Source organism: Thermoleptolyngbya sp. PKUAC-SCTB121, from assembly GCF_016919485.1.
GTDB classification, from domain to species: Bacteria; Cyanobacteriota; Cyanobacteriia; order Elainellales; family Elainellaceae; genus Thermoleptolyngbya; species Thermoleptolyngbya sichuanensis.
On sequence record NZ_CP070366.1, the window covers coordinates 5,102,228 to 5,123,244 of the forward strand.

General features: G+C 55.8%; 14 protein-coding genes and 1 pseudogene. 9 read left to right on the top strand and 6 right to left on the bottom strand.

Annotation, left to right across the window (positions count from 1 at the left end; translation table 11 throughout):
• Positions 1-77 precede the first annotated feature (77 nt).
• The 4 genes from JTM80_RS20805 (at position 78) to JTM80_RS20820 (ending at position 2,993) form a co-directional block, all read left to right on the top strand.
• Positions 78-1,073: a DnaJ C-terminal domain-containing protein gene (locus JTM80_RS20805; protein WP_205370228.1), complete on the top strand. Its 996-nt coding sequence runs from the start codon at positions 78-80 to the stop codon at positions 1,071-1,073.
• Positions 1,070-1,369 carry a chaperone modulator CbpM gene (locus JTM80_RS20810; protein WP_205370229.1) on the top strand — a complete coding sequence of 100 codons (300 nt, stop codon included), beginning with the start codon at positions 1,070-1,072 and terminating at the stop codon, positions 1,367-1,369. The genes JTM80_RS20805 and JTM80_RS20810 overlap by 4 nt, the downstream gene beginning before the upstream one ends.
• Before the next feature lie 68 nt (positions 1,370-1,437).
• On the top strand, positions 1,438-2,103 hold the full coding sequence (locus tag JTM80_RS20815) for a DUF1614 domain-containing protein (protein ID WP_205370230.1): 666 nt from the start codon (positions 1,438-1,440) through the stop codon (positions 2,101-2,103).
• Positions 2,104-2,225: 122 nt separating this feature from the next.
• The gene (locus JTM80_RS20820) at positions 2,226-2,993 is read left to right on the top strand and encodes a PRC-barrel domain-containing protein (RefSeq protein WP_205370232.1); all 768 of its coding nucleotides are present in this window, start codon (positions 2,226-2,228) and stop codon (positions 2,991-2,993) included.
• A 435-nt stretch (positions 2,994-3,428) separates the two neighbouring features.
• Here JTM80_RS20820 and JTM80_RS20825 read toward each other — a convergent pair.
• The 3 genes and pseudogenes from JTM80_RS20825 to JTM80_RS20835 all read right to left on the bottom strand — a co-directional run bounded on the left by JTM80_RS20825 (position 3,429) and on the right by JTM80_RS20835 (position 7,664).
• Positions 3,429-4,743 (bottom strand): annotated as a pseudogene (locus tag JTM80_RS20825) (NF041680 family putative transposase).
• 571 nt (positions 4,744-5,314) lie between these two features.
• Positions 5,315-6,454 carry a transposase gene (locus JTM80_RS20830; protein ID WP_205370234.1) on the bottom strand — a complete coding sequence of 380 codons (1,140 nt, stop codon included), beginning with the start codon at positions 6,452-6,454 and terminating at the stop codon, positions 5,315-5,317.
• A gap of 292 nt (positions 6,455-6,746) precedes the next feature.
• Positions 6,747-7,664: a M23 family metallopeptidase gene (locus tag JTM80_RS20835; protein WP_172354363.1), complete on the bottom strand. Its 918-nt coding sequence runs from the start codon at positions 7,662-7,664 to the stop codon at positions 6,747-6,749.
• Between the two features lie 312 nt (positions 7,665-7,976).
• Between JTM80_RS20835 and JTM80_RS20840 the strand changes: the two genes are divergently transcribed.
• A complete protein-coding gene (locus JTM80_RS20840) occupies positions 7,977-10,310 on the top strand; it encodes a cation:proton antiporter (protein WP_205370236.1) in 2,334 nt (777 codons plus the stop codon).
• A 34-nt stretch (positions 10,311-10,344) separates the two neighbouring features.
• On the opposite strand, the gene JTM80_RS20845 is transcribed toward JTM80_RS20840, so the two are convergent.
• On the bottom strand, positions 10,345-11,034 hold the full coding sequence (locus tag JTM80_RS20845; protein WP_172354361.1) for a hypothetical protein: 690 nt from the start codon (positions 11,032-11,034) through the stop codon (positions 10,345-10,347).
• On the opposite strand from JTM80_RS20845, the gene JTM80_RS20850 reads away from it, so the two are divergent.
• The 3 genes from JTM80_RS20850 (at position 11,033) to JTM80_RS20860 (ending at position 15,260) form a co-directional block, all read left to right on the top strand.
• Entirely contained in the window at positions 11,033-11,272 is a 240-nt protein-coding gene (locus JTM80_RS20850; RefSeq protein WP_172354360.1) for a hypothetical protein, read from the top strand. The two genes, JTM80_RS20845 and JTM80_RS20850, sit on opposite strands and share 2 nt — an antisense overlap.
• 844 nt (positions 11,273-12,116) lie before the next feature.
• A complete protein-coding gene (locus JTM80_RS20855; protein WP_172354359.1) occupies positions 12,117-12,821 on the top strand; it encodes a hypothetical protein in 705 nt (234 codons plus the stop codon).
• A gap of 144 nt (positions 12,822-12,965) precedes the next feature.
• Positions 12,966-15,260 carry a penicillin-binding protein 2 gene (locus JTM80_RS20860; RefSeq protein ID WP_205370238.1) on the top strand — a complete coding sequence of 765 codons (2,295 nt, stop codon included), beginning with the start codon at positions 12,966-12,968 and terminating at the stop codon, positions 15,258-15,260.
• Between the two features lie 72 nt (positions 15,261-15,332).
• On the opposite strand, the gene JTM80_RS20865 is transcribed toward JTM80_RS20860, so the two are convergent.
• Positions 15,333-16,760: an ABC transporter substrate-binding protein gene (locus JTM80_RS20865; RefSeq protein ID WP_172354357.1), complete on the bottom strand. Its 1,428-nt coding sequence runs from the start codon at positions 16,758-16,760 to the stop codon at positions 15,333-15,335.
• 483 nt (positions 16,761-17,243) lie between these two features.
• Between JTM80_RS20865 and JTM80_RS20870 the strand changes: the two genes are divergently transcribed.
• Complete coding sequence (locus JTM80_RS20870) at positions 17,244-18,392, top strand: DUF1517 domain-containing protein (protein ID WP_172354355.1); 1,149 nt, start codon at positions 17,244-17,246, stop codon at positions 18,390-18,392.
• 40 nt (positions 18,393-18,432) lie between these two features.
• Here JTM80_RS20870 and pcrA read toward each other — a convergent pair whose 3' ends face one another.
• Positions 18,433-20,784, bottom strand: coding sequence for a DNA helicase PcrA (gene pcrA, locus JTM80_RS20875; protein WP_205371489.1), 2,352 nt, complete (start codon positions 20,782-20,784; stop codon positions 18,433-18,435).
• Positions 20,785-21,017: the final 233 nt, after the last annotated feature.

The following is a 21,017-nucleotide window of genomic DNA, read 5'->3' on the forward strand; positions in this document are numbered from 1 at the left end:
ATTTAGGTTGCAGAGAAAATCTAGGTTGATTTTGTTACCTGTATCCCCTCATCGTATTCCCTTCATCAGAGGTGCCAATGGCTACAGCCGATTTCAAGGACTACTACGAAATTCTCGGAGTTAGCAAAACTGCTACTCCAGAGGAAATCAAAAAGGCCTACCGAAAACTAGCGCGTAAGTATCATCCTGACTTAAATCCAGACGATCCAGAGGCAGAGGCTCGCTTTAAGGAAATTAATGAAGCTCATGAGGTGCTGTCTGATCCAGAGAAGCGCCAAAAATATGACCAGTTTGGACAGTACTGGAAGCAGGCGATGGCAGGTGCGCCGCCGCCGGGTGGGTCAGGTTTTGAAGAAACGGACTTTGGTCAATACGGCAGCTTTGATGATTTTATTGACGAATTGCTAGGTCGGTTTGGGCGAAGCGGTGGAACTGGGCGGCGGGTTTATACTTACCGCACCACAACGGGGCCTGAGGGATTTCGAGAGTATGTCGAGTTTGGGGACGATCCCTTTAGCCGCTTTACTGAGATGCCTGCTCAGGATACCGAAGCGGCGATCGCCCTCACTTTGTCTGAAGCGTTTCACGGCACGCAAAAGCGCTTACAAATTGGAGATGAGACGGTTACAGTGCGAATTCCGCCGGGTGCCAAGTCTGGCAGTCGCATTCGGATTAAAGGGAAGGGGCAAATTAGTCCCTTTTGTCAACAGCAGGGGGACTTGTACCTAACCATTGAGCTGCTGCCTCATGCTTTCTACAAGTTTGACGGCAATAACCTAGTCTGTGAAGTTCCGATTCGTCCAGATGAAGCAGTGTTGGGCGCTCAAGTCGAGGTGCCTACTCCGGATGGCTCGGTGATGATGACCATTCCTTCTGGTGTAGACTCAGGTCAAACACTCAGGCTACGGGGCAAAGGGTGGCGCGACCCGAAAGGCAATCGAACAGATTTGCTGGTTCGCTTGAAAGTAGTTTCTCCTAAGGATCTCAGCCCTCAGGAAAAAGAATGCTATGAAAAGCTGCGACAGGTGAGCCACTTTAATCCTCGAAACGCAATTGCGGAGGTGCGCCTATGACCCATAGTTTTGGTCTATCTCGTCTGGTTTGGTCGGAAACGGGCGATCGCCTATATAGCTTCGAGCAGGCTGCATACTTTACACAAACTTCGGTTCCACTCATTGAGAAGTGCGTGGCGCTAGGAATTATCGAGCCTGAAAGCACTATGTTACACCGACAAGACTTAGTGAGAATTGTAAGAGTCTTGCGACTGCGCCGTGATTTAGGACTAAATCTAGTGGGTGCAGCAATGGTGTTAGATATGGCAACTGAAATTGCTCAACTCAAGGCGCAACTGCGTGCCCTGCGTCAATAAGTTGAGTATCTGTTCGTTGAACAAACGAGCTTGAGCCATAACCAAGCAACCCTAAAGCATTACTAAATATGATTTATCTTCCTGTCACGTTTACTCTATTCTTGCTCTTCTTATTGCTGTTTCCGTTCATTTGGTTTGCAATCGCCCTCGATGTAGTAGAGCTAGCGGTATCAAAGTTAGGCTTCTCTCCTAACGTTGCATTCCTCCTATTCATCTCTATGTTAGTGGGTAGCACGATCAATATCCCTCTATATGAACGAGTCACAACCGTGCCCGTTATTCCAGGCTTTTCTGATCTCTGGACAGCACGATTTTGGGGTATCCCACTCAGAAGAATTGAGCAAAAGACAATCGTTGCACTCAATGTTGGAGGTGGCTTGATTCCATCTCTATTGGCGATTTATGAGTTCACACGATCTGATCCATTTCTAATCCTGCTGGTTACGGCAATTGTGACAATTGTCAGCTACTTTTCGGCTCAGATCGTTCCTGGAATTGGCATCCAAATGAATGCTCTGGTTGCTCCGTTGACCGCTTCTCTGGTTGCAACGTTAGTTTCTCCAGCACCTCAGCCCATTGCGTTTGCAGGAGGGGTTTTAGGAACGTTAATTGGTGCTGACTTGCTACATCTGCGAGAGATAGAAAAGATGACACCAGGAGTCTTGAGTATCGGTGGAGCAGGCGTATTTGATGGGATTGCTTTATGTGGGTTATTTGCCCTGCTGCTTACCTGAAAGCCCTACCTGAATGCTCTAGATTGCCCTATCTAAAATTTGATATTGATAGATAGTGATCCTCCCAGGATTGATTCCTCTAAATCGATTGTCAGCTTGATGAGATTTTGGAGGTTCTAGCCATGTTCAACATTATTCGTCGTAGCCAGATTGTTGGCTTGGTTGCAATGGATGGTAGTACCGCAACCCGTCTGGGCGGTGTTGAAGAAGTTTGGGTAGACGGTCAGGGGCGTGTAGTCTATTTTGCTAGCAGTGCGGGCTACACGCCGTTGGAGCAAATTTCTCTAATCGGGCCGGATGCAGTCCTAACTTATTCTGACTATGCTGTTGAGCCATCTGTGAGTTTGCGCCGCTTATGCGGAATGCGCGTGCGAACTCCGTCTAGATCAGACATATTGGGTTGGATAGAGGATTTCTTGTTTGACTGGGAAACCGGGGATATTGCGGCCTATGTCTTGGGTGGAGAGATTGCTGCTCCCTTTGGTGGCCGAGCGGTTCTATTTCCAGAGGATGTGGAGGTCATTGATGCTGATTATGTCCTCATCAAGGAGGATGCAAAAAGTCGCTTACAGGGAGAATCGGAAGGGCTACAGGGATTTTTGAGCGAAAAGTCTCAGCAGGTGAAAAACTTGGTGAAACACATGAGCGATCGCCTAAAATCTTTGGTTTCTCCTGACGATCACCCCGATGTAGTACGGGTTAAAATCCGAGAAGTCTGTGATGAGTTTGCTGGATCAAAGCGACACGACAAGAACGTTTTGCAAGAGGCAGTTGATTTCCTGCAAGACAAATGGGAAGACCTACAAAAGAGCCTGTATCGGGCTAGTGATCGAACCAAGCAAGCGATTGATTCTGCTTGGAAGCGATTGATGGAAAAATCTGGTGAATAGTACGCAGCCTGATTAGGCTCTATATATTTGCGCTCGCAATGAAATTGCTCAAGCCTTTGCAAACACTTGGCTGACGATAGGTTGCAAATCTGGGGCTGAGACTGAGAATCGATGCCCTTATATCAATTCTCTAAATACCCGCTACACATAGAGCATCGACAATCCAATCCCACTGAGTCAGCGATCGCAGCGACTCCGCCGAAAGGCGACAAACCCACTGGCTGATGGCGTGCTGGAGTTGGCAAACATCATCAAAGTGAACCCAAGCTAGCTCCCGCTTGAGTTCCCGCCAGACCCGCTCAATGGGATTGACCTCAGGGCACTTTAGTTTGGACTAACTGGCATCACAATAATGCTCAACAGGATGCCATAAAGAATCTGCTCAACCGTTCATAACAGTTGAACTTAAGGAATTGGATACAATCCTGCTCGCAGTTAAGCTGCTGTTGCAACCGGACTGTTCAGGGATTGTTCGGATGTCTTGCGTTTCGAGGCTCGTTTTTTGACCATCGGATAGCAGGGACGAGGAGTTGGCTTGTGCCCCTTGCCTCGTCCTGGCGATTTACCACGAGGTTTAGGCGCAGGAGCAGGGGTGCCAATCGCTGCCAAAATGCCTGCAAACGCTTGTGCGACCCGACCCGGAGTCAACGTTTCTTGCGGTGCCTGCCAGGGCAAGGGGTGGTCAGTACAGTCCTTTCGCGCTAACCACAACTGCCAACTGAGCAACGGCATCAGGCTGCTCCACTGTTCGGTTGCCGATACAGAACTGAACTGGGGATGTGTCCAATATAGCCTCTGCTTGGCAAAGCGATACCAGTGTTCAATGGCAAAGCGACGGAGGTAGTGCAACCACAGGGTTTCTAACGGAGGCATCTGCTCACCCAGCCAAACTAACCACAAAGGAGCCAAGCGTCGCGTGCTGCTCTGTGTCTCCAGCACCTCCACGCGCAACACTTCCATTGCCCGTTTGGGGTATTTGCGGAAATGGTATGCACTCCAACGACTGACCCGCACTCGTCCCCAGTTGGGATCATCGACTTCAACGGTTTCGACCGGGACACTCCAAGTGTCAGGGTCATTGAGTTTCATCTTATGTCCATGCTTGGCAGGTGCGCCTCGCCCTCGATACGCTGGGGGCGCGCCATAGACACATCGATTGGATGTAACCCGCAGCAGCAAGTCTGCCTCAATCCCTGCCGTTTGGTTGACAAAACTGGCATTGCCGTACCCTCGGTCGTAGATCGCCAACGGACGCACCGCTAACTGCCGAGTCACTTGTTTGAGTTGGAATGCCGCTTTACTGGCGGGTGTTTCAAAGCTGGTGATGCGCTCATGCCGCAAATGGTAATGCCCAACTGCCCCTGTCTTCAGCAATCCAGGCTAAGGTACTGTAGTTTTGTCCGGCTATCGGGGCATGTCCTGTTCTGCCTGATAAGGTGCGGTCTTTCAAACGCCTGGCAGCAGGACGGTTCCACCGACTCGCATCACCTGCCAACAACGGTTGCTGCTGAGTCGGTATCTGCTGCACCAACAGCTTCAGCACCTTTGAGCGGGGTAGGCGGCTATCGCGCAACGCTTCATAGGGGCTCGACCACTGGCGACGAAAGACAGGACTCTGCGATAGCCTCACAAACGACACGATGCACGCACTCACTAACACGGCATCCATCAGATCAAACAGGGCATCTCTGGCGTTTCCCAAGCTGGCATACAACGTTTGGCGAAATTGCTGAAGTTCGTTGAAAATCATGGGGTCAATGTTGGTTGTACTTCATTGACCTTACGGCAGTCGGTGCTTCTCATTGACTGCCTTCCTCTTCACCATTAGTCCAAACTAAAGAAACTTTGTTCACAGGGCTTAAGCCTGGAGAAGCGCTTTGGAGAGGGCGATCGCCCTTACAAACCGGCTTCTCACCGATTCACTCGTCCATTGATTAAGTAGGGTTATGTCTAAAGGCAGGGATTGGCGTAAAGTTTTATAACAAAATTGCTGTGTCTCTTGTTACAATCTCCTATAGGGAGGAAAGCGAAATATTCCGTGCCTGTTTTGAGATAGCCTGTTTGGGATAGCTTATTTCAGGGCAGACTGCTCGGAATGTTTCCGGCTGTATTCTCACGCCCTTCTGCACGAATTGGGAACGCGCAGTTCGGGTTTTCTCCAAGCTAAAAAGACAACGTCATCAAACATGGTAGGGGCTGGCTCATTGGGTCAGCCTTTTTTCATGTTCTGAAATTTGCCTTGAAATCTGCTACTTGAACACCGCAAATTGCCACCGGAACGTCCACACTTTAGTTTGGACTAACTGGCATCACAATAATGCTCAACAGGATGCCATAAAGAATCTGCTCAACCGTTCATAACAGTTGAACTTAAGGAATTGGATACAATCCTGCTCGCAGTTAAGCTGCTGTTGCAACCACAACTGCCAACTGAGCAACGGCATCAGGCTGCTCCACTGTTCGGTTGCCGATACAGAACTGAACTGGGGATGTGTCCAATATAGCCTCTGCTTGGCAAAGCGATACCAGTGTTCAATGGCAAAGCGACGGAGGTAGTGCAACCACAGGGTTTCTAACGGAGGCATCTGCTCACCCAGCCAAACTAACCACAAAGGAGCCAAGCGTCGCGTGCTGCTCTGTGTCTCCAGCACCTCCACGCGCAACACTTCCATTGCCCGTTTGGGGGATTTGCGGAAATGGTATGCACTCCAACGACTGACCCGCACTCGTCCCCAGTTGGGATCATCGACTTCAACGGTTTCGACCGGGACACTCCAAGTGTCAGGGTCATTGAGTTTCATCTTATGTCCATGCTTGGCAGGTGCGCCTCGCCCTCGATACGCTGGGGGCGCGCCATAGACACATCGATTGGATGTAACCCGCAGCAGCAAGTCTGCCTCAATCCCTGCCGTTTGGTTGACAAAACTGGCATTGCCGTACCCTCGGTCGTAGATCGCCAACGGACGCACCGCTAACTGCCGAGTCACTTGTTTGAGTTGGAATGCCGCTTTACTGGCGGGTGTTTCAAAGCTGGTGATGCGCTCATGCCGCAATGGTAATGCCCAACTGCCCCTGTCTTCAGCAATCCAGGCTAAGGTACTGTAGTTTTGTCCGGCTATCGGGGCATGTCCTGTTCTGCCTGATAAGGTGCGGTCTTTCAAACGCCTGGCAGCAGGACGGTTCCACCGACTCGCATCACCTGCCAACAACGGTTGCTGCTGAGTCGGTATCTGCTGCACCAACAGCTTCAGCACCTTTGAGCGGGGTAGGCGGCTATCGCGCAACGCTTCATAGGTGCTCGACCACTGGCGACGAAAGACAGGACTCTGCGATAGCCTCACAAACGACACGATGCACGCACTCACTAACACGGCATCCATCAGATCAAACAGGGCATCTCTGGCGTTTCCCAAGCTGGCATACAACGTTTGGCGAAATTGCTGAAGTTCGTTGAAAATCATGGGGTCAATGTTGGTTGTACTTCATTGACCTTACGGCAGTCGGTGCTTCTCATTGACTGCCTTCCTCTTCACCATTAGTCCAAACTAAAGTCCACAAAAATCCTGCAAAAATCCTGTAAAAACCCTACAAAAACCTCATAAAAAGAAAGAAACCCCCGGCCGAAGCCGGAGGGTTCAATCAGGGTGCATCTACCTATAGCTTCAGAGTTCAGGGCAGCCTATCCGGAGAAAACGAGGCCAATCTCGCCAATTTTCTGGTCAATTTTGCAGAAAATCAGGCTGCACGGCAGGACTATTCAAACCCCTGATTGCGCCAGGGCACCGGATCGACGGACTTGCCATTGACAAACAGCCCCCAGTGCAAGTTGGGCCCGGTCGCAGAACCCGTCGCGCCGATCGCCCCAATTCGCTGGCCCGGCTGCACAAAGTCGCCCTCCCGCACGTCGATGCGGCTAAGGTGGATGAAGATGCTGCTAACGCCCTGGCCGTGGTCAATCCCAACCGAGTTGCCGTGCAGCACAAAGCCATCCTCTACGCGCCCCACCAGCACCACCCGTCCCGCCGCCGGAGCCACCACGGGTGAACCCTGCCCACCTGCATAGTCCACGCCGCGATGATAGTAGTTCTCGGCAAACACGCCGTTATAGTAGCGCCGCACGCCATATTCTGAACTCACCCGTCCACTGGCGGGACGCGCAAATGCGCCACGCCAGTATTTCTCCGGCGATACGATTTGCTTTAGCGCATCCACGCGAGAAAACTCGTACTCGGTGCCGCCAGAGCCGCCGCCTCGCACCCGAATCCGCTGCACAGGAAACGAGCGATCGCGCAGCGTGATCGCCACATTTCGCGGTTCCCCCATACCCGACACCTGGATCACCTTGCGCCCCGGCCGGTCGAGCGGCGTGGTGGGCAGCAGCGCCCGATAGCGATTTCCACTCAGTGGAAACACGGGATAGGCCGTGCCGTCCATCGTCACAGTGGGTGCGACCTCACCAGGAACCGTGGGCCGCAGCACAACGGCGATGGTATCTCCCAGGCGGGGATTGGTCGGCGCGATTTGCAAATCGGTTGCCTGGGCAGGCGCGATTAGAAGGATGAGCAGGGCGATCGCCCCTAGCCCAGCCCCCAGAAGCATCTGACGGCCCTGACGGAGCTTGCGAAAGGCTGCGGTTACCGAAAGCGACCGGACTTTGAAGAGAGGAGTCATGGCAAGGCGCTAAAACTCGACAGTGGTTGCCCAGAAGGTTACCATCGATCGCCCGTCCAAGTCTAAGTCCGAGTCTAAAAAGATTGCGTCTGGCTGATCCCAGAGTCTTAGAAGCCATGCCAAAAGGCTCCGTCTAAAGCGATCTTAGAAAGATGTTAGAAATCTGCATTAGGAATCTGTGGGCATTGGGCGATCGCCGTTCCGCGAAATCGGAGATTGCCTTAAAGTGAAAGAAGGTTAAGTTTTTTTATTTTTCTGAGTATTAGGTTAAGAACTCAGACACACTCGAACACACGAGGAACCCTTCAGTCCGTGCAAGAAGATTTTCGTCTCATTGTGGATTTAGTCGTGGTGCTGGCGGCGGCAGCCGGGGGTGGTCTGCTGGCGGCGCTTCTGCGACAGCCCGTACTGCTGGGATACCTGCTGGGTGGGGCAATCGTCGGGCCTGCAGGGCTAGGGCTGGTGAAGGAACTGATCCAGGTGGAAACGCTGGCCCAGTTTGGCGCGGCGTTTTTGCTGTTTGCGCTGGGGGTGGAGTTTTCGCTAAACGAACTGCGGAAGGTGCAGGCCATTAGCCTTGGCGGTGGGGCGCTGCAAATTCTGTCTACGATTGGCATTACGGCGCTGGTGTCAGTTGGCATTGGCTGGGTCACCTCGCCGACGCAGGGCATTTTCCTCGGCTCGATTCTGTCTCTGTCTTCCACGGCGGTCGTGCTGAAGTGCTTGATGGAGCGCAACGAAACCGAAACCCTGCATGGGCGCGTCATGCTGGGTATTTTGGTGGTGCAGGATTTGGCCTTGGGGTTGATGCTGGCAGTGCTGCCTGCGCTGGAGGCTCCATCGGGCGAAATTGGCGCGGCGGTGGGCGTGGCGCTGCTGAAGACCGCGATGATTGCGGGCGGGGCGATCGCCGCTGGGATCTGGCTAATTCCACCGCTGCTGCGCCTGCTAGCCCGCACCGAAAGCCGCGAACTGTTTCTGCTGGGCGTGGTGGCGCTGTGTTTGGGCATTGCCCTACTGACGGAGTATCTGGGGCTGTCGATTGAGATGGGCGCGTTCATCGCGGGTCTGATGATCTCTGAGGTGGAATACGCCGACCAGACCCTCACCTACGTAGAGCCGATTCGAGATATCTTCGCCACGCTGTTTTTTGCAGCCGTGGGCATGTTGATCGATCCCCGCTTCATTTGGGAGAATCTGGAGCTAATTTTGGGGCTGGTGGCGCTGGTCTTTGTTGGCAAGTTTTTAATTATTGCGCCCCTGGTTCGCGCCTTTCGCTATCCGCTGAAGACAGCGCTGATCACCGGCCTGGGGCTGGCGCAGATTGGCGAATTTTCCTTCGTGCTGGCAAGCAAAGGGCAGGTGCTGGGTCTGGTGTCGCGCCGGGTGTATCTGCTGATTTTGGGCACGACCGCGGTCACGCTGGTGTTTACGCCGTTTGTGCTGCGGCTGGTGCCCAAAGTGTTTGCCTGGGCAGAGTCGGTTCCGGCGCTTCGCAACTGGCTGGAGGGCGGCGAAGGCCCCCAGGAGATTTCCGAGGCGCTGCCGCAAAAAGATCACGTCGTGGTCTGTGGCTATGGGCGGGTGGGTCGCACCATCGTCCGCCTGCTGCGGGAGAACAACTACCCCGTGGTGGTGATTGACCAGTCGGAGCAGCGGATTCAGAAACTGCGAGAGGAGCAGATTCCCTATGTCTATGGCAATGCGGCCAGTGTGCATGTAATGACGGCGGCGGGCGTAGAGCAGGCGCGGGGGATGGCGATCGCCCTGCCGGATGCCATGAGTACACGCCTTTGCCTGAAGCGAGCGCTCGAGCTAGCGCCCGATTTAGACGTGGTGGTTCGCGCCGCGCAGGACAAAGACATTGAACTGCTGTATCAGCTTGGGGCGCGAGAAGTCGTGCAGCCAGAGTTTGAGGCCAGCCTGGAGCTTTCGGCGCACCTGCTCATTGGCACAGGGCGATCCACGACCGAGGTGCTTCAGGAAGTAACCGAAATTCGCAATAGCCACTATCGAGAACTGCGCCCCCAGCAGGATTCCAAAGACGTATCTCGCGATCTCCAGGCCGCCACACAGGACATGAACAGCAGGTGGTATGCCCTGCCTGACCAGTCTCCGCTGACGGGTATGACGCTCGAAGAGGCAGACCTGCGGCGGATTGCAGGCGTGAGCCTGATGGCGATTCAGCGGCGAGAGGGCGATCGCATCGACTATCCCGACGCGCAAACCGTTCTGCAATCGGGCGATCGCCTGCTGCTGGTGGGCGATGCGTCAGAAATTGCCACCTTCAAGGATCTGGCCACCGGGGAAGTGCCCGTGCCCGCCAAAGACCTCTCCTGCCAGTGGGTTGCCGTACCCGATGCCAGTCCGCTAGCGGGGCAGACCCTGGGCGACCTGGATTTGACGCAGACCTACGCTGTGCAAGTGCAGGCGGTGCGCCGAGAGGGACAGTTCATCCGCTTTCCCGACGGCTCCATTGAAATTCAGGCGGGCGATCGCCTGTTGCTCTGCGGCACGCTCTATCACCTCAACCACGCCTACCAGTGGATCACTGCCGCCTCGCCCATCTTGCCTGCGCTGTCTCCGCCCACGCTCAGTGTCCCGGTGATGGATGCCGTCCCACGGGGCGATCGCGAGGCTTCTTAAATCAAATGCAGTTGCAGTTCAACGCGGTTGAACCCTAGCTGGCCCGTGAGCTAACCTGCGGCCCCGCCCAGAGATGTGTCTTGATCAGCCCAAAGGTCAGAGGCTGATCTTCCGTGGCGACGTGCGTTCGTCCCCGCAGATCGACCGTGCAGTAGTGAACTTCGGGATCGCCCAAATTGCAGCAGCGAAACAGCGCTCGATCAGGATATTGCTGACTCCAGCCCAGCAACACTGCATTGGTATAGTTCACAAAGCTGGGCGCAAGCGTGTAGACATTGCCCGAAAACTGCTCCCACACCACGGCATAGTCCGATGCATGGCTGGCAGCAAAGCGCGATTCAAACTCTCGACACAGGAGGCGATCGCCCGTTTCTGACCAGGCAATTGGAATGGCGATCGCAATACTGCCCGCCAGATCCGACTCACCCTGCTCAGCAAAAGGATTATTCGACAGGGGCGAAGTCGGCGATACGGTTCGCAGCTCGCGGGTCTGCAAATTTTCCACAAACAGGGCGCTGCTGACCCGGCTGCGGCTGATATCCGTGCCGACCTGCATTTGCAATCGGCTATAGGCGATGTACTGACCATCTGGCGACAGCAGCGCCGACGTGCGATAGGTGTGTAGACTGGCGGCTGGCGCTTCGGTTTGGGTCGTCAGCACCCAGTTCCAGGGGACGGGAAAGGGGCTGTCGATCGGGTCAAGCTGGACAGGCGGTTGGTTCATGGTGGGCAAGCAACTCAAAAACGGTGTTTTCAAAAAGGCAATTCAAAAAGGCAATTCCTTAAAAAAGGAGCAAACTGCTGAATCACAATTCAATAGAGAAGTCCGGATGATTGCCTGTTTTAACCCAGCGCCGCAAGCACTTGTTAGCACAAGTGTCAGCATGGGGCTGCAATCAAATCGCTGCTTGAACCTGATCCAAATCCAGTCCCAGCATCAACGATTTGTCCAGTTGGATTAAACAAATTGGGTTAATAAAAAGTACAAGAATGCCGGGTTCAAACCCATACAGGTTCAACCCACTTGGAGCAAAAGCTCAGGTGTACTCAGGCTTTAGGGTTTGTTAGACCTAACACGATTGAATGATTTCTGGCAGGCACAGCCTGTGAGCAATCCGTGAGCAATCTTTCAAACCTTAAGCACTAATTTCAAGCGCGTGAATCCTCTCTATTAGTCTGTTAGATTTTCGGCAAAAACCTTTGTCAGACTTTAAGCAACTGAAAGGAAGCAGCAGGGTGACAGGCGGTAAGGACGAATAGCCTCTGAACCTAAAGCTTCTAAGACCTGAGGATCAAAGGCAACCGATCAAATCGAAGGCAATAGATTCAGAGGTAACGGAGAAAATGAAGACCGTCTGCGAGTGTGCTACTGAGCAAATTCCACACACCATATCTTAGGTATAGCAACTCTTAGCAAGATTGATGAATGTCGCGTCGAACTTTGTAACAACTCAAAGTAATGCTCAAAGTAACAGCTCAAAGGCTGGTTGCCTGACACAAGTCCCGAAAGCCCAGAAAATTCGTTGTCTTGGGATCGAAGCCCATAGCTCCTGAGTTGGAGCCGGAGGGCTTGGTCAGAGGAGCTTTTGGGCCAGCGTCCCCTACGAGAAATCAGGGGTTTCCAGAGATGTGTCAGGCAGTCAGGCTCAAAGGCAAAGCTTGGAGTCACAGAGTCAGAATCGCGATTTTCGGAATGGAATTTTTAGAGAGATGCAGGGAGATTTTCTTGAGTGGGGCTTGTTCCGCTCCCGAATTCTTCCACTATGATTGGAACAACGCCGCGCTTGGATCGCCTGTACTTGAGTTATGACCGCTGCACCCCGTCCTCCTGCCAGAAGCCGTCGCCCTCCTGTGCCTACTCAAACGGCCCGTCGTCCAATTTCCAGGCGGTTTGACGCAGCATCGGCCCATAGCGGTGGCAAGCTTGCCCCATTTCCCCAGCAGGGAGAACTGGCTCCGCTGCCTCCGCGTCCTGTCCGAAAATCGCCGCCAGTGGAGTTGATTGCGTCACCCCGATCTGGGGCAACACTCCAGCCTGCTTCCCTCAATCCGCCGCCGAGGCTTCAACGAACTGCGCGGCGGCTGGCTCGATCGGCGCAGCGGCAGGGCGATCGCCCAGTGGTTCAGTCCATTCCGGTGGCTCGAAAACCGCGCTGGCTCAATCAGCTGTTGCGGACGCAGCGGGCCTCGACAGTGATTACCACAGGGCTGGTGACGCTGAGTTTCGCAATGTACGGCTGGACGGTCTATATCCAGCATCTCTGGCGCGGCGAATTTGACCGGATGCAAGCGCTAGAACGACAAGAACGCCAGCTAACGGCAGCCAGCGAAACCCTGCGGCAGCATCTCGCAAACCAGGCTGAGCGCCCCGACTCTGGGCTGATCTTGCCCACGCCCGAAAGCGCGATTTTCCTGCCTGCACCGTCGCCCGCTCCTGCCCAAAGCCCAGTCCAAAGTCCAGCCTCGGAGCCTGCTGCACCCCTGCCCGCAGAAGTGCCAATGGCCTATTAGCCGATATGAGCCAAGGCGACTTGGGTTGGCGCGGGATCGCTGGACAGACTCAGGCTGATGCAATCTGGCTTCCCGTCCCAACAGGGCATTTTCATTTTCAGTGTTTTGTCAGTATTTTTTGGCTCAGTATTTTTTGGCATTGTCATGACCCAATCGGTTCCCCCACCCTCTGGTCTTCGACGATCCCAGCGTGCGGCTGGTAAGCGTTCTTCTAGTCCTGCAAGTAAACCTGCAAAGACGACGGGACGACCAGCTACCAATCCGCCCCGTCGTTCTCCTGCCGTCTCTGTCCGCCGCCTGCTGCGACAGTGGGGGCGATCGCTGAACGCAGCCTGGCAGGTTCTCCATGATCTGGGCGAGGGGCGATTCCCACAGGGATCGCTTCGCAAATCTCCCGGACAAGGGGCAACTCGGTCTGCTGCCCAGCGGACGGCCCGTTCAGTCGTATCGCCTCAGCGGCCGTTGCGGCGTGCATCGCTGGCGGGCCCATCTCTGGCAGGCGCATCTCTGGGGGGTGCATCTCTGGGGGGTGCGTCCCAGGGGCGATCGCCCCGTCAGAGAACACCTGGTCCAGCAAGTCCGGGCCGTTCTGCTCGATTCCCCCAACCCCGTGTGAACCCGTCGGGATCGCGCCCCCAGCGGGGGAAACGGCAGACAGCCCCTCGATCGGCGGTTCGCCCAGCGTCGAAGTCTGTGCGTCTGCATCGGGTCGATCCCGCCAGCCATCCCTCAGCGGCGCGGATGCTGGTGGTGTGGGGCGTGTTGACCCTTGGCGCAATCGGGCTGACGGCCAATCTGTTTCGCTTGCAGGTGCTTCAGGCAGATGTCTTGTCCAGCCGCGCCCAAGCTCAGCAGACGGTGAGGTTGCAGCCGATTTTGCCGCGCCGCCCAATTGTCGATCATCAGGGTACGTCGCTGGCGGTGGATCGGCTGGTTTACATGCTCTACGCCCATCCCAAGCTGTTCAAAAAGTCCAAGGATGAGGTGGCCGAGGCGATCGCCCCCATCCTCAACCAGTCCTCGGTAGATTTGGCTAATCTGTTCGACGAGCAGGACAGCGGCATCGAGGTTACCTTCGGACTCTCGGAAGATGCCGCCGACCGGATTCGGGCCCTGCGGCTGGACGGGCTGGAACTGCTCCCCCGACAGCAGCGCTTCTACCCGCAGCAAGACCTACTGGCGGAGGTAGTGGGCTATGTCAATCTAGATCGAGAAGCGCAGGCGGGTGTGGAGTATACCCAGCGGGCGGCCCTGGAGCGGTCGAACCAAGTGGCTCGCTTTTTGCGCCGCGGACAGGATCTCGTTAAGCCTGGCGAAATTCCCAACTATATGCTGAAACAGGACGACCTGCGGCTAAAAATCACGGTTGATCGACGGCTCCAGCAAGCTGCTCGCAAAGCGCTTAAACAAAAAATGGCTGAGTTTAGCGCAAAGCGGGGCGCGGTGCTAGTGATGGAGGTACAGACGGGGGCGCTGCGAGTGATGGCAATAGAGCCATCCTTTGACCCCAACCAGTACTACACCTACCCGATGGATCAGCTCCGCAACTGGCTGCTGACCGATCCCTACGAGCCGGGTTCAACCTTCAAGCCAATCAACGTGGCGATCGCCCTAGAAGCCGGCACCGTCCGCCCCAACGACAGCTTCTATGACGAAGGGCGAATCTACATCGGCCCTTGGCCGATTCAGAACAGCGACGGCGCGGCGCGGGGTTCCCAAACCGTCGGGGAAATCGTCGCCCACTCTAGCAACGTCGGCATGGTGCGAATCATGCAAACGCTGAAGCCAGAGATTTATTACGACTGGCTGGCAAAGATCGAACTGGCCAAGCCCACGGGGATCGATCTGCCGTTTGAAACAGCCGGCCAGGTGAAAAAACGGGATCAGTTCCTAGGCGATCCGGTGGAGGTGGCAGTGACTGCTTTTGGGCAAGGCTTTAGCCTGACCCCGGTGCAACTGCTGCGGCTGCAAGGGGCGATCGCCAACGGCGGTTTCCTGGTCACGCCCCACGTCGTCGAAGGCCTCTTTGACAGCAGCGGCAAGCTCCACTGGCAGCCCCAATACGCGCCGCCCAAGCAGGTTTTCTCGCGTGAAACGGCGCAGGCCGTGCTGGGCATGATGGAAAAGGCCGTCGAAGAAGGCACAGGCACGCCCGCCCAAATTCCTGGCTATCGCATTGCTGGCAAAACGGGGACGGCTCAAAAAGCCAGCGCCACGGGCGGCTACGACAACGTTGCCCGAATCACCAGCTTCGTCAGCCTGTTTCCGGTTGAGGCTCCCCGCTATGCGGTGCTGGTGGTCATCGATGAACCCCAGGGCGACAATGCCTACGGCTCCACCGTTGCCGCGCCCATCGCCCGCGACGTGATGGAAGCGCTGATCCGCATTGACCTGATTTCTCCCAGCAAGGCTCCGGATACGACGGTCGTGGAGCAGTAGCGCAATGTGGAGCAGTAGCGCAATAATGAGTGGCGCAAATGTGAGTGGCGCAAATGGCGCGTCCATTCCCCTTCACGGCTGAGACACGGGATAAAAGCTATACCCAAACTGGGACTGACTGGGGACGATTTCCACGAGCTGCATGGCCTGGTTGCGATCGCCCGATGGTAGGAACCGCACCACACCCGTCGCCCCTTCAATGGTATCAGCGTTGGAGCGCAGAGATTCCGCAATGGCAGCGCGATTGGTTTTGCCAATAGAAATGGCCCTTATAAGGGCGATCGCCGCATCGTAGGCCATAGCGGTGCGCCAGTTCACGTCACCCCCCCAATATTGCCGCGAGGAGCGCACAAAGGGCGCATTGGGGTCTGCCAGCAAGATCCACGGCACGGCGACCACCATGCCCACCGCCGACTCGCCGCCGACCTGCAACACGCGGGGATTGTAAAGGCTATCGCCCCCCAAAATCGGCAGCCGCCGTCGATTAATCGCCACAACTTGCAGCGCCGGGTCGAGCGTGGCTGTGTTGGCCGCCAGCACCAGCACCTCTGCACCCTGCTGGGCAGCTTGGTCAAACGAAGCCACCGAATCGAACCCCGCAGCCGACAGGTCAAATTCGCCCACAACCTGCCCCCCATCGCTAAAGACAGCCGTCGTAAATTCATTTTTGAGGGAGGTGCTGTAGGCGCTTTGGGAATTGTAGAAAACCGCAGCCCGCTGAACCCGCAGCCGCTCTAGCATATGCCGAGACAGGGCCGCAGCAGTAAAGCGATCGCTCGGCACGGTGCGAAAGATGTACTGCCCTGCGCCCGAAAGCTGAACCGACGTGCTGGTGGGCGAGATCATGACCAGTCGACCGGCTTCATAAACCGGGGCAGCCGCCAGCGTGGCATCGCTGCCAAAGTGCCCAATCACGCCCAGCACCGAGCGATCTTTGACCAGCGCATCCGCCACCTGCGGAGTCACATCGGGGCTATTGTCGTCGTTGACAATCATCACCTTGACGGGCACGCCGTCGATGCCGCCTGCACGATTCACCTCATCCTGAGCCTGGGCCACGCCCCGCAAGATTTCCAAAGCCGAATTTGCGGAGGTGGCAGTTGGGACGGCCACAGCAATAGTGTAGGAATTTTGATCCCCAATGCGGGCATTGTTTAGATAGATCAGCGCCTCCGGGTCGTTGCGGTTTGCCTGGAGGGAGGCCTCCAAGTTGGCGATCGCCCCCTGATAGTCTCGATTGGCCAGGGCTTGCACGGCCGCCTGCTTCTGAGAGGAGGCTCCTTCGGGAAACAGCAGTTGCGCCCCGGTGCTGAGGCGATCGCTAATACGCCCTGCCCCGCCGCCCTGCCCTGGACTGCTTGTGGAGGGAGAACCGCCCTGCCCGATGCCCACGCCACCAAAACCCAGATTTCTGCCAAACCACCAAATGCCGCCTGCTAGCAGCAACAGCGTCACCAGCAGCGACAAAATCAGAGGAAGCGTTTCATTTTTCTGAGACATAGGCGTTTGGGTAGGGCACTCAGCCGCAAGATAACCGCGTAAAATCCGTTCTTTTATCCGTTCTTTTATCAGTTCATACTTATCAGATTACGAGACCTATGACGAATTGGCGGCCGATTCTGCCGATTCTACAGAAGCAGGCAGCATGGGTAGAGAATGTTGCCCAACGCCCATCGTCGCCTACCTCCATTCTTCCCAAAAGCGCTACGGATAAAATCGCTGCAAGCCTTCCAGACGCTTTGGCTGGTAATCTAAAAATTGCTTGTAACCGTTGTAAGCCCTAACAAAAAGACCGACCCAAGCGGCTTCCAGACGCTTTGGCTGGTAATCTAAAATCGCCAATCTAAAATTCAGAATTGACATTAGTTTGAGATTACTTGACGTTCTCTCTGGCTCGTAGGATTATGCGAGACATCCCAGGCTCCGCGCTTCGCTGACTCCCCTCGGCCAGATGCGGCCAAGAATTCGCCAAAGACAAACATCATGGCTAAACACATGACCCGGTTTCGCAAGATTCGCCAGACGGTTCAATTTGGCGCAACGACGCTGCTGGCACTGGCGCTGGTCAATGGCCTAAGCGTAGACGGGACAGGCGGGCTAAGCGGGCGAGAATTTCTAACGGGCAATCCCCTGCGGCAGGGCTTTGCTCGACGCGCTGAGGCGGCTTCGGGTGGTCGCTATCGCGGCGGCACATTCAACCGTCCGTCGGGCGGCGGATCGGCTGGGGGCGGCTATTCCGGCGGGGGGTATTCGGGCGGCGGCTACTCTGGCGGTGGCTATTCCGGGGGCTATGGCGGTGGCTACACCTCGCCTGACTATTTCCCCGTACCGGGGCGCTACTATCCGCCGCCCGGCCCCATTTATATTCCGTCCAATCGGCCACCCGTGATCGTTGCCCCCGGCGGCGGCTATGTCACGCCCGTTGGCGGCGGGGGCGGGGGTGGGCTGTTTCTGCTGTTTTTCCTGCTGCCTGCGGGGCTGATGATTTTTTCCACCGTGATGTCGGCCATGCAGCGCACGGGGCGATCGCGCATTCCGGCGGCTCGTCCGGGGCGCGGCGAACTGGAGAACGACATTGTGACGGTGACGCTGCTCCAGGTGGCGCTGTTGTCCCAGGCGCGATATATCCAGGAACGGCTGAACCAGTTAGTGGCAGGCATCAATACCGACACGAAGGCAGGGCTGTCGGAGGCGCTGCGAGAAACGGTGCTGGTGCTGCTGCGATCGCCCGAAAACTGGACCCACGCCCGCGCCCTATCCAAGACCGTTTCCAGCCGCGAGGAAGCTGCCCGCCTGTTTGAACAATGGTCTATCGAAGAGCGAGGCAAATTCACCTCCGAAACCCTGGTGAACGTGGGCGGCAAAATTCGCCGACAGCCGCTTGACCTCAACCCCAACGATGACCCCGCCGCCTACATCGTGGTGACGCTGATTGTCGGCACAGAAGACGACCGCCCCCTATTTGGCCCCATCCACACGGTCGAGGAACTGAAGCTTGCCCTGCGCCGCCTGGGGGCCATTCCGCCCGAATACCTCGCCATCTACGAACTGCTGTGGACTCCCCAAGACCCCACCGACAGCCTCAGCCGCGAGGAACTGCTGACGGGCTATGCCGATATGGTGCAGGTTTAGGGTCTAGCAGGTCGAGGGATTCGGTAATCAGATAAAGGGATTAAATCACTCGCTGCAAGGTTGTGATCTTCGGGTCAATGATCTTCTGCCCCTGCCCCGGAAACTTGATAGCAAGGCAGATTTTGTTGCCTGCGCCGAAGATGTGAGTCACCTGGCCCGCGCCGTAGGCTTTGTGAACGACGCGATCGCCCACTTTCCAATCATCCGCGTGGGTGTTGAGCAAGCTTTCCTGGGCCCGCTTCGCCTTCACCTCGCGGATGGGGGTTGCCAGTTTCTTGGGCAATGCGCCCACCGCGCTGGTTAGCAGCAGTTCTTTGGGCAGTTCTGCCAAAAACAGCGATGGTGCGGCGGGTTCCCGCGTGCCATATAGTCGCCGCTCACGGGCATAGCTGATGAACAAACGCTCCTTGGCGCGGGTAATGCCGACGTAGCAGAGGCGGCGCTCTTCCTCCAGCGAGGCGGGGTCTTCCATCGAGCGGAAGTTGGGAAACAGGCCCTGCTCTACGCCAACGAGGAACACCACGGGAAACTCCAGTCCTTTGGACGAATGCAGCGTCATCAGCGACACCTGGCGCTGGTCTTCCTTCGTATTGTCCAGGTCAGAGGCGAGGGACGCATTGGCCAGAAACATCAGTAGCGTCGCGCCTTCGTTCTCTTCCTCAAATTGCAGCACCGCGTTATAGAGTTCCTGCACGTTTTGCAGGCGATCGTCCGCTTCGTTCGTGCCTTGCGCCTTCAGGTCTGCTACATAGCCCGAATCCTCTAGCACCCCCTGCACGATTTCCGCGGGCGGCGTGTCTTCCAGCTTCGCTTGCCAGGTCTGGATAGTGTTGGTAAAGCCGCTGACCGCCTTGGCAGAGCGCCCCGCCAGCGTGCTGACTAGGGTTTCATCGGTCAATACCTCCCAGAGCGTGCGATCGAGGTCGCGGGCAGCAGACTCCAGCCGATCGATCGTGGTCTTGCCGATGCCGCGCCGGGGCGTGTTGATAACGCGCTTGAGGCTCACGGTGTCTTGCGGATTGGCGATCGCCCTCAAATACCCCAGCACATCCTTAATTTCCTTGCGGTCATAGAACCGCAGCCCGCCGACGATGTTGTAGGGAATGCCGTAGCGCCCTAAAAATTCCTCAAACGCCCGCGACTGCGCGTTCGTGCGATAGAGAATTGCAAAACTGCCCCAGTGCAACTCCGGGTTATTTTGCTCCAGTTGGCGGATCTGGTCGATCACGAATCGCGCCTCATCGGTTTCGTCTTCCGCCCGAAACAGAAAGATTGACTCGCCCGCGCCCCGCGTCGCCCGCAGCACCTTGTCGATCCGCTCGGTGTTGTTTTCAATTAGCTCATTAGCCGCTTCCAGAATGTTCGCCGTCGAGCGATAGTTTTCCTCCAGCTTTACCATCGTCCGCGTGTCGTCATCCGGCAGCCCATCGCCAAAATCGTCCTGAAACTCCAGCAAAATCCGAAAATCCGCTGCTCTAAAGGAATAAATCGACTGGTCCGCATCGCCCACAACAAATACAGAGCGGTATTCCCAGTCTTTGAAATTTTCCGTCTCTTCGCCGTTCGTCACCAATAGTCGAATCAGGTCATACTGCGTGCGGTTCGTATCCTGATATTCGTCCACCAGGATGTGTCTGAAGCGTTTGTGCCAGTATGCCAAAACCTGTTCATTTTGGCGGAATAGCTGGACGGGGATCAGGATCAAATCGTCGAAGTCAAGCGCGTTATTTGCGGCGAGTGCTTTTTGATATTCAGCATACACATTGGCGATCGTCCGGCCGCGAAAGTTGGGCTGTTCCCGTTCCAAATCAGCGGGCGACCAGCCCTGGTTTTTGGCATTGCTAATGGCGTAACGGACCGAGCGCGGATCAAATTTCTTGTCATCTAGATTGAGCTGATTGATGACAATATCCTTCACCAATGCCTGCGCGTCGGATTCGTCAAAGATGGAAAAATTGCGGTTCCAGGAATAGCCACCAGGATGCCGAAACTTTTCAATGTCAAATCGCAAAATGCGGGCACAGAGCGCGTGAAACGTACCGATCCACAGGTCTTTGGTAATCGTTTTATAAACAAAAGACTTCAGCCGCGTTTGCTCATGTTCGGGCAGTGCCTCCAGGGGTTTACCGTGCTTGCTCTGGGCCTCGCGCTCGGCAAACAGCTTTTCAATCCGCTCCTTCATTTCGCGGGCGGCTTTGTTGGTAAACGTCACCGCCAGAATATTTTCGGGGTCTACCCGATGGGTCAGCACCAAGTTGGCGATGCGGTAGGTCAGCGCCCGCGTTTTGCCAGAGCCAGCGCCCGCCACCACCAGCAGCGGTCCACAGTAATGCTCGACGGCACGGCGCTGGGACGGATTGAGGTGGGCGAGGAAGTCGGCGGTTTTGGGCATGGGGTGAGGGAGGGGGAACAGGGAGCGCGGAATGCTGGAGGTGAGGGAATGTCGGGATGGAGCAGGGGTTAAATCCAAGACCCCAATGTCTTTCACCCGTCGATCTGACGCATTTTCTGAGGTATTTAATGATTAACCATTCTGACCCGATTCGTGAAACTTCCGCGAAACTTCATTGTAGAAACTTCAGGGGCAGAAGCTTCAGGTTTGGGTGCGGGCGATCGCCCCTAGCG

What these genes read in the sequence shown, in the direction of transcription:
- JTM80_RS20870 (WP_172354355.1), top strand. Translation starts at nt 17,244, where the DNA reads ATGGCTAAACACATGACCCGGTTTCGCAAGATTCGCCAGACGGTTCAA.
- JTM80_RS20855 (WP_172354359.1), top strand. Translation starts at nt 12,117, where the DNA reads ATGACCGCTGCACCCCGTCCTCCTGCCAGAAGCCGTCGCCCTCCTGTG.
- JTM80_RS20820 (WP_205370232.1), top strand. Translation starts at nt 2,226, where the DNA reads ATGTTCAACATTATTCGTCGTAGCCAGATTGTTGGCTTGGTTGCAATG.
- JTM80_RS20835 (WP_172354363.1), bottom strand. Translation starts at nt 7,664, where the DNA reads ATGACTCCTCTCTTCAAAGTCCGGTCGCTTTCGGTAACCGCAGCCTTT.
- JTM80_RS20845 (WP_172354361.1), bottom strand. Translation starts at nt 11,034, where the DNA reads ATGAACCAACCGCCTGTCCAGCTTGACCCGATCGACAGCCCCTTTCCC.
- JTM80_RS20850 (WP_172354360.1), top strand. Translation starts at nt 11,033, where the DNA reads ATGGTGGGCAAGCAACTCAAAAACGGTGTTTTCAAAAAGGCAATTCAA.
- JTM80_RS20830 (WP_205370234.1), bottom strand. Translation starts at nt 6,454, where the DNA reads ATGATTTTCAACGAACTTCAGCAATTTCGCCAAACGTTGTATGCCAGC.
- JTM80_RS20810 (WP_205370229.1), top strand. Translation starts at nt 1,070, where the DNA reads ATGACCCATAGTTTTGGTCTATCTCGTCTGGTTTGGTCGGAAACGGGC.
- JTM80_RS20815 (WP_205370230.1), top strand. Translation starts at nt 1,438, where the DNA reads ATGATTTATCTTCCTGTCACGTTTACTCTATTCTTGCTCTTCTTATTG.
- JTM80_RS20865 (WP_172354357.1), bottom strand. Translation starts at nt 16,760, where the DNA reads ATGTCTCAGAAAAATGAAACGCTTCCTCTGATTTTGTCGCTGCTGGTG.
- JTM80_RS20805 (WP_205370228.1), top strand. Translation starts at nt 78, where the DNA reads ATGGCTACAGCCGATTTCAAGGACTACTACGAAATTCTCGGAGTTAGC.
- pcrA (WP_205371489.1), bottom strand. Translation starts at nt 20,784, where the DNA reads ATGCCCAAAACCGCCGACTTCCTCGCCCACCTCAATCCGTCCCAGCGC.
- JTM80_RS20860 (WP_205370238.1), top strand. Translation starts at nt 12,966, where the DNA reads ATGACCCAATCGGTTCCCCCACCCTCTGGTCTTCGACGATCCCAGCGT.